Consider the following 6,927-nt stretch of genomic DNA (forward strand, 5'->3'; position numbering starts at 1 on the left):
CTATGGCTTCAATTCACCCCGAACCGCCGGACTTCCCGGATCAAATCCGCGTCCTTGAACGGCTTTTCCACCACCGTGGCGCTGCGATGCGCCGGGGGGAGATTGTCCCGCCCATAAGCGGTGACGAATACGAACGGAACCTGTTTTTGCGCCAGGATTGCGGCGACATCGTCGATCCGTCCGCCGTCGATGTTCACATCGAGCAGCGCGCCGTCCACATCTTCGTTGCGCGCCAGCTGCATCGCCTCCTGCAGCGACCCAACCGGCCCGATCACCTCCACACCTTCGCCTTCAAGAACATGTTCGATATGAGCCGCGACGAAGAACTCGTCTTCGATCACCAGGATTCGCTGCATCTGCCTCTTCATCCTCGCGCCAAAGGCGGCGCGCGGAAAGGGCGCGCGCGTCCAGACGAAGCAATGTATGCTTTTTTGCCGGCGTTTGAAACACTTGCGTCACAATTCTTCATCAATCGCCATCGGGCTGCATCCGAATGGCCGTTTGCGCGTTGTTACGCTTTGTTCGTTCGGGCCGGCCGCGCGAACGCCGTGAACTGTGAAGGCTGGGAATGACGGACAAAACGCCCGAACCCGCGGACGCGACCTTTTTCGTCGGCGAGGGCGACATGGCCGCGCTCAGGCGGGCGCTCGACCTCACCGTGGACCGTCTCAGCCTGGCGCTGGACAGCGCGCGCATGGGCAGCTGGGACTGGGATATCGACGCCGACACGCTCGAATGGACGCCAATGTGCAAGGCGATTTTCGGCATGGCCGAGGATGAGCCGATCAGCTATGCCGCCTTCCTCGACCGCGTCCATCCCGACGACCGCGCGCCCGTCGACGCGCTGTGCCGCAATGTGCTCGATCCCGACATACGCGCGCTCTACGATGTCGAATTTCGCGCGATCTGGCCGGATGGCTCGGTGCGCTGGGTGCTGTCGCGCGGCCGCGCCTATTTTGTCGAGGGCAGGGCCATCCGCTTCATCGGCGCCGTCATCGACGTCACCGACCAGAAGGATTCCGAGGTTCGGCTGAGAAACCTGGTCCATGAGCTCGCCCATCGCGTGAAGAACACCCTGGCCGTGGTCCAGTCGATCGCCGAGCAGACGTTTCGCGGCGGGACCGATGTGGCGGAGGTCCGCGACGCGCTGATGGGGCGGCTTCAGGCGCTCGCCGACACCCACACGCTGCTGTCGCAGGCGAACTGGCAGAGCGTCGATCTGGCCGCGCTGGTCGCGCGCGTCGCCGGACGGCTGGTCCCCGACGACGACGGGCGTTTCGCGGTCGCGGGACCGTCGGTCCAGCTGCGCCCGAAGGCGGCGCTGGCGCTGGGGCTGGTGCTGCACGAACTCGCCGGCAACGCCCTGCGCCATGGCGCCTGGACCGCGCCGCGCGGCAAAGTCGCTTGCCGCTGGAGCCGGATCGACGGGGCCGTGCAATTCGAGTGGAGCGAAACCGGCCTGGAGAACCTCACCCCGCCCACGCGAAAAGGGTTTGGCGCCCGGCTCATCACCCAGGCGGTCGCTTATGACGTCGCCGGAAAAGCCAGCCAGACCTGGCGGCCGGAGGGACTGCTTTATCTGCTGGTTCTGCCTTCGCAGAAGGCGTGACGGGCGCTCAAGGCTTCAAAAGCCGCGCCACGGCGTCGCGCAGCGCCTCGGGCTGATAGGGCTTGTTCAGCGACGGGCGATCCTTGAAATTTGGCGGCAGCGCGGAGGCGCTGGTGTAGCCGGTGGTGAAGACGAAGGGCACGCCGCCGCCCGCCAGCGCCTCGGCGACGGGTTCGATGGTCTCGCCGCCGAGATTGACGTCGAGAATGGCGGCGTCGATTTTTTCCGCGCCGACCAGTTTCAGCGCCGCCTGCACATTTGGCGCGGGACCGATGACCTCATAGCCGAAATCGCCGAGCATTTCCTCGAGCGCGAAGGCGACCAGGGCTTCATCCTCAACGATAAGAACTCGGGCTCGCGCGCTCACGTTTCCTCCCTTCAGTCCCGATCGAGGACCGATTTGCGGCCCTGCTTGTGCAGAGACCGCGTCTTCTTGGCTTCGAGCCGCCGCTCCACCGATCCCTTGGTCGGCCGCGTCGGACGCCGCGCCGGCGGCGGCGGCTTGGCCGCCTCCCGCACCAATTCGGCAAGACGCTCAAGCGCATCGGCGCGATTAAGTTCCTGTGTGCGGAAGCGCTGCGCATTGATCACGATCACGCCGTCCTTCGTCAAGCGCCGCCCGGCCAGCGCCATCGCATTGGCGCGCACCCGTTCGCTGAGCGCCGGGGAGGCCGCGATGTTCCAGCGCAGCTGGACGGCGGTCTCCACCTTGTTGACGTTCTGCCCGCCGGCGCCGGACGACCGCATGAACGACAGCGCGATCTCGCTGTCGTCGATGACAATGCGGCCGACCCTCAGCATCACTCCACCTTCAGCAGGACGTGCTTCTTCTTGCCCACGGAGAGCTTGGCAAAACCATCGACAAAGTCTTTTTCGCTGAGCGCATAGCGCTCGTCGGTGAGCGCGGAATCGTTCAGGCGCAAGCCGCCGCCCTTGATCTGGCGGCGCGCCTCGCCGGTGGACGGGGTGAGCCCGGCCTTGACGAAGGCGGTGAGCACGCCGAGACCCGAGGCCACTTCCGCAGCGGCCACGGCCACGGTCGGCAGGCTGTCGGCCAGAACGCCCTCTTCAAAGGTTTTGCGTGCCGTCTCCGCCGCAAGTTCGGCGGCCTCGCGGCCATGGAGCAGCGCGGTGGCCTCGTTGGCCAGCACTTTCTTCGCTTCGTTGATCTCCGAGCCTTGCAGGGCGCCGAGCCGGGCGATCTCGTCCATCGGCAGGGTCGTGAACAGCTTTAGAAAACGCACGACATCGGCGTCCTCGGCGTTGCGCCAGTACTGCCAATAGTCATAGACGGGCAGCATGTCGGCGTTGAGCCAGACCGCGCCGGCGGCGGTCTTGCCCATTTTCGCGCCCGAGGCCGTGGTCAGCAGCGGCGAGGTCAGGGCGTAAAGCTGCGGCGTCCCCATGCGGCGTCCCAGGTCGAGGCCGGTGACGATATTGCCCCATTGGTCCGACCCGCCCATCTGCAGCACACAGCCGTAGCGCCGGTTCAGCTCGACGAAATCATAGGCCTGGAGGCACATATAGTTGAATTCGATGAAGGACAGCTCGTGCTCGCGCTCCAGCCGCAGTTTTACGGAGTCCATCGCCAGCATGCGGTTGACGGAGAAATGTTTTCCGACGTCGCGCAGGAAATCGATGTAGTTGAGCGCCGTCAGCCATTCGGCGTTATCCGTCATCACCGCGTCGGTCTTGCCCGCGCCAAAGGTGAGGAATTTTTCGAAAACCTTCTTGATCGAATTCTTGTTGGAATCGATCTGCTCGATGGTGAGCATTTTGCGGCTTTCGTCCTTGCCGGAGGGGTCGCCGACCCGCGTCGTGCCGCCGCCCATCAGCGGGATCGGCTTGCCGCCGGTTTTTTGCAGCCAGTGCAGCATCATGATCGGCAGCATCGAGCCGACATGCAGCGAGGCGGCGGTGCAGTCGAAGCCGATATAGGCGATCAGGTCCCCGGACGCCGCCTTCTCGTCGAGGCCGGCGAGATCGGAACACTGATGAATGAAGCCGCGCTCGGTGAGCACGCGCAAGAAATCGGATTTCGGCTGGAACTCGGACATTTTTCCCCTCGCTTGAGGCGAGGTTTTAGGGTTTTGGCGCGCGCGGCGCAAGCCGAGGCGCTGCGCGCCCCGCGGCGCGCACCCGCAGCTTCCCAGAGGTCGTGAGGCGCGATCGGAGGGATCCGTTTGGACGCGTTTGCATAAGTTTTCCCGTCGACAGAAGCTCAGGAATCCCTGACATTGGTCCACATTGAACTGGCTTCGCCGTATATTGGAGAGCGAAGAAGGTGAACCTGGAAGACATTTACCACTTGATGCGCAGCAGCCATGTGATGGCGCAAGGCATCGTGGACTCTATTGACGCGCCGCTCGTGGTCCTCGACTCAGCGTTCGTCGTGGTCTCTGCAAACCGCGCCTTCTATCGGCATTTCAAGGTTGATCGGCGGGAAACGTGCGGGCGGACCCTTATGGAGCTTGGGGACGGGCAATGGGACTTGCCAGCGCTTCGGGACTTGTTGCAGGACGTGATGCCGAAATCACAGGCCATCCTGGGCTACGAGGTGACGCACGACTTCCCAGGCTTGGGCGTTCGCACCATGACCGTGTCAGCGCGGCGTCTGACGCACCCCGACGACACCAGCGCGAACATGCTCGTGGTCTTCGAAGACGTGACCGACGCGCGCGATGCGGCCCTGAAGGCCGACGTCTTGGCCGCGGAGTCGCGTCATAGGGTGAAGAACCTGCTCACGGTGGTGCAGGCCGTCGTGAGCCACACGCGCACGGCCGACCGCTCGGCGGAAGAGTACAAGCAGATTCTTCTCGGTCGGGTTGCTGCGCTGGGCGAGGCCCAGGAGTTGTCGTTGTCGGATGGCGTCCAAGCCACGCTGGAACACCTCGTTGGAAAGGCTGCGCTCATGGTCGAGGACCGCGTCGTGCTCACGCCTGGCCCATCGGTCATCCTTGCTGACCACCAGGTTTTGCCTTTCAACATGATCATCCATGAGATGTTCACCAACTCGCTCAAATATGGCGCGCTGTCGCAAGAGGGCGGCCGGGTGCGGATCCGTTGGGACGCGGAACAAGAGGACGCAGACGTGGAAAGGGTGGCGGTGCGGCTTCTTTGGACCGAAGAGGGTGGTCCAAGTCCGAAACCAACGTCGACGCAGGGATTTGGAACACGGCTGATTCACCTGAGCGCGGCTCAGCTGGGCGGCGCTTCGGAGCATACGATTGGGCCTGAGGGGTGCCGGCTGCTGCTGACGTTCGCGGCGCTGAACAAACCCGACGAACCATCCTCGCCGGACGGCTCTCAGCCCTGAAACTCTGACAGCCCGTCTTGAGCATACAGGAGCCTGCCCCAAGCAGATTGACCCTGCCCGCCAATGTCGCGTGGCGGAGCATGATCGCTTGCCGCAAGCAAGACGCAAGCTTCACCCGACATGCTGCGAACCGCTTGCGCGCGGAGTGGCCATGTTCGCAAAATTCTTGATTCTGACGACACTCGGGTTGCTCGCCCTAGGGGGCGCCGCGCAAGCCGGTTGCGTCACATGCGAAACCCGCGTTTATAAAGTGGTGGTGGTCAAAAAATGCACGCCGTCGCGGGTGGTGCGCGTCCGCAAGCATCCGAGGCATCGTGTGCGCGTGCGCGCGGCCGCCCGCGTGATCTCCGCGCCTTTCGTCTACTGCCCCACCGGCTATGACGATCTCGGTTACGCCTGCGGCTATCCGATCCATGTGCCCCGGCCGTTTCCTTACGACAGTTCTTACGGAGTCGGCTTTCCCTTCGATAATTCGATTGCGCCCGGCTTCACCTTCCGGCCTTAAGCATTTTCGAGCGAAGTGGATGCCGGCCGCCCGGAAAGCCGCAAGGCTTCGGGCCGATAGGGCTGATTTGGTGCCGGCGGAGAGGATCGAACTCCCGACCTTCGGTTTACAAAACCGCTGCACTACCGCTGTGCTACGCCGGCCAAGGGCTCTCTGCTAACAAACCCGCGCGAGCCGCGCAACCCGCGCTATGGCGTTTCCCGGAGCGCGCGGCGCGCGAGGGTCAGCGCCACCGCGCAGGCGTTGGAAACATTCAGGCTCTTGACCGCGCCGGGCATGTCGAGCCTTGCGAGCACATCGCATTTCTCGCGCGTCAGCCGCCGCAGCCCCTTGCCCTCGGCGCCGAGCAGCAGAACCGTGGGGCGCGACAAAACCGTGTCCTCCAGGCTCGCCGGCCCCTCCGAATCCAGGCCGACGCGCAAAAAGCCGGCTTCGCCCAGCTGATCGAGCGCGCGGGCGAGATTGACCACCTCGACCAGCGGGACGTGCTCCAGCCCCCCCGAAGCGGTTTTCGCCAGGACGCCTGAAAACTCGGGCGCATGGCGCTCGGTGACGATCACCGCGTCCACGGCGAAGGCGGCGGCGGTGCGCAGAATCGCGCCGACATTGTGCGGGTCGGTGATCTGGTCGAGCGCCAGCACCAGACCGGATTTCACTTCGATATCGGCGATGTCGAGGTCGGGCAGGGGGCGCGCCTCCAGCAGCACGCCCTGGTGCACGGCGTCGGCGCCAAGCCGCGCGTCCAAGACATCGGGGGCGACGACATGGGTGGTCACGCCGCTGGCGGCGATTTCCGGCTGCAATTTCTCCAGCGCCGCCGGTGTGGCGAACAGGTCGAGCGCCTTACGTTTTTGTGCGCGCAACACCTCGCGAACGGCGTGGTAACCATAAAGGATCGACAGTTCGGCGGAGGGGCGGCGGAAGGCGATGTCGCCGCTCGGCCGCGGCGCCGCCCGACCGCCCCTAGCGGGGGCCGCATGCGGCTTGCTGCGCGCGGTTTTCGCGCCGAACGGGGGTTTGCTGGATTTTCTCATGGCCGGTCTCCGGCCTCGTCCTGTCACGGGGCGCCGAATTTGGCAAGAAACGGCTCTGCTTTTTGCAGTTGACAGACTCAGCTGAACTCGCGATAAGGCCCCCCACGACGGGCCGCCCCAACGGCCTTTTCGTCGCCGGATCCGTCTGGTGTGCTGATGAAAATCGGCGATGGGAGAGTGTCCCGAGCGGCAAAGGGGGGGGACTGTAAATCCTGTGAAATCAAGGTTTTACAACCTCTTGGCATAAAAAAGTGCCTTACGAGCTAGGTGCCCAGGTGCCTAGCTTTTTCTTTTGGTTAATTATTACCCTTTCGTATATTCCACTAATAGGTTGACATTCCGTAAAGCCATGTTTACGGGTGCGGTTATTCGCTTGTAAAACAAAAGGTTAACACAGTGAGCTTCTGGGCTAAGATAGCACAACTAGGTGAATGCCAGGAACTTCCGATAGTTGATCAGATTG

8 protein-coding genes and 1 tRNA gene are annotated in these 6,927 nt (G+C 63.6%); 3 read left to right on the forward strand and 6 right to left on the reverse strand.

The features are described 5' to 3' along the window. Positions 1-8 precede the first annotated feature (8 nt). Entirely contained in the window at positions 9-356 is a 348-nt protein-coding gene (locus M2320_RS20195) for a response regulator (protein WP_184429347.1), read from the reverse strand. Positions 357-568: 212 nt separating this feature from the next. Here M2320_RS20195 and M2320_RS20200 point away from each other — a divergent pair, with 212 nt between their 5' ends. Then, the gene (locus M2320_RS20200; RefSeq protein ID WP_264598824.1) at positions 569-1,609 is read left to right on the forward strand and encodes a sensor histidine kinase; all 1,041 of its coding nucleotides are present in this window, start codon (positions 569-571) and stop codon (positions 1,607-1,609) included. Between the two features lie 7 nt (positions 1,610-1,616). On the opposite strand, the gene M2320_RS20205 is transcribed toward M2320_RS20200, so the two are convergent. From M2320_RS20205 to tyrS, 3 genes are read right to left on the reverse strand one after another with little or no spacing between them, the layout of a single operon-like run. After that, entirely contained in the window at positions 1,617-1,976 is a 360-nt protein-coding gene (locus M2320_RS20205) for a response regulator (RefSeq protein ID WP_264598825.1), read from the reverse strand. A gap of 11 nt (positions 1,977-1,987) precedes the next feature. After that, positions 1,988-2,410 carry an alternative ribosome rescue aminoacyl-tRNA hydrolase ArfB gene (gene arfB, locus M2320_RS20210; RefSeq protein ID WP_264598826.1) on the reverse strand — a complete coding sequence of 141 codons (423 nt, stop codon included), beginning with the start codon at positions 2,408-2,410 and terminating at the stop codon, positions 1,988-1,990. After that, positions 2,410-3,666, reverse strand: a complete 1,257-nt coding sequence (tyrS, locus tag M2320_RS20215) for a tyrosine--tRNA ligase (RefSeq protein ID WP_264598827.1) — start codon at positions 3,664-3,666, stop codon at positions 2,410-2,412. Before tyrS ends, arfB begins: the two co-directional genes overlap by 1 nt. Positions 3,667-3,893: 227 nt before the next feature. Between tyrS and M2320_RS20220 the strand changes: the two genes are divergently transcribed. Both M2320_RS20220 and M2320_RS20225 read left to right on the forward strand, forming a co-directional pair. Further along, on the forward strand, positions 3,894-4,925 hold the full coding sequence (locus M2320_RS20220; RefSeq protein WP_264598828.1) for a sensor histidine kinase: 1,032 nt from the start codon (positions 3,894-3,896) through the stop codon (positions 4,923-4,925). 151 nt (positions 4,926-5,076) lie between these two features. Next, positions 5,077-5,430: a hypothetical protein gene (locus tag M2320_RS20225; RefSeq protein WP_264598829.1), complete on the forward strand. Its 354-nt coding sequence runs from the start codon at positions 5,077-5,079 to the stop codon at positions 5,428-5,430. Between the two features lie 68 nt (positions 5,431-5,498). Here the strand turns inward: M2320_RS20225 and M2320_RS20230 are convergent. Beyond that, positions 5,499-5,573, reverse strand: a tRNA-Thr gene (locus M2320_RS20230). 45 nt (positions 5,574-5,618) lie between these two features. Further along, positions 5,619-6,464, reverse strand: a complete 846-nt coding sequence (gene rlmB, locus M2320_RS20235; protein ID WP_264598830.1) for a 23S rRNA (guanosine(2251)-2'-O)-methyltransferase RlmB — start codon at positions 6,462-6,464, stop codon at positions 5,619-5,621. Positions 6,465-6,927 lie beyond the last annotated feature (463 nt).

This window comes from Rhodoblastus acidophilus (assembly GCF_025961575.1).
Lineage (GTDB): Bacteria > Pseudomonadota > Alphaproteobacteria > Rhizobiales > Beijerinckiaceae > Rhodoblastus > Rhodoblastus acidophilus_C.

Coding starts and splice junctions, on each gene's coding strand:
- M2320_RS20200 (WP_264598824.1), top strand. CDS start 569: ATGACGGACAAAACGCCCGAACCCGCGGACGCGACCTTTTTCGTCGGC.
- rlmB (WP_264598830.1), bottom strand. CDS start 6,464: ATGAGAAAATCCAGCAAACCCCCGTTCGGCGCGAAAACCGCGCGCAGC.
- M2320_RS20195 (WP_184429347.1), bottom strand. CDS start 356: ATGCAGCGAATCCTGGTGATCGAAGACGAGTTCTTCGTCGCGGCTCAT.
- arfB (WP_264598826.1), bottom strand. CDS start 2,410: ATGCTGAGGGTCGGCCGCATTGTCATCGACGACAGCGAGATCGCGCTG.
- M2320_RS20225 (WP_264598829.1), top strand. CDS start 5,077: ATGTTCGCAAAATTCTTGATTCTGACGACACTCGGGTTGCTCGCCCTA.
- tyrS (WP_264598827.1), bottom strand. CDS start 3,666: ATGTCCGAGTTCCAGCCGAAATCCGATTTCTTGCGCGTGCTCACCGAG.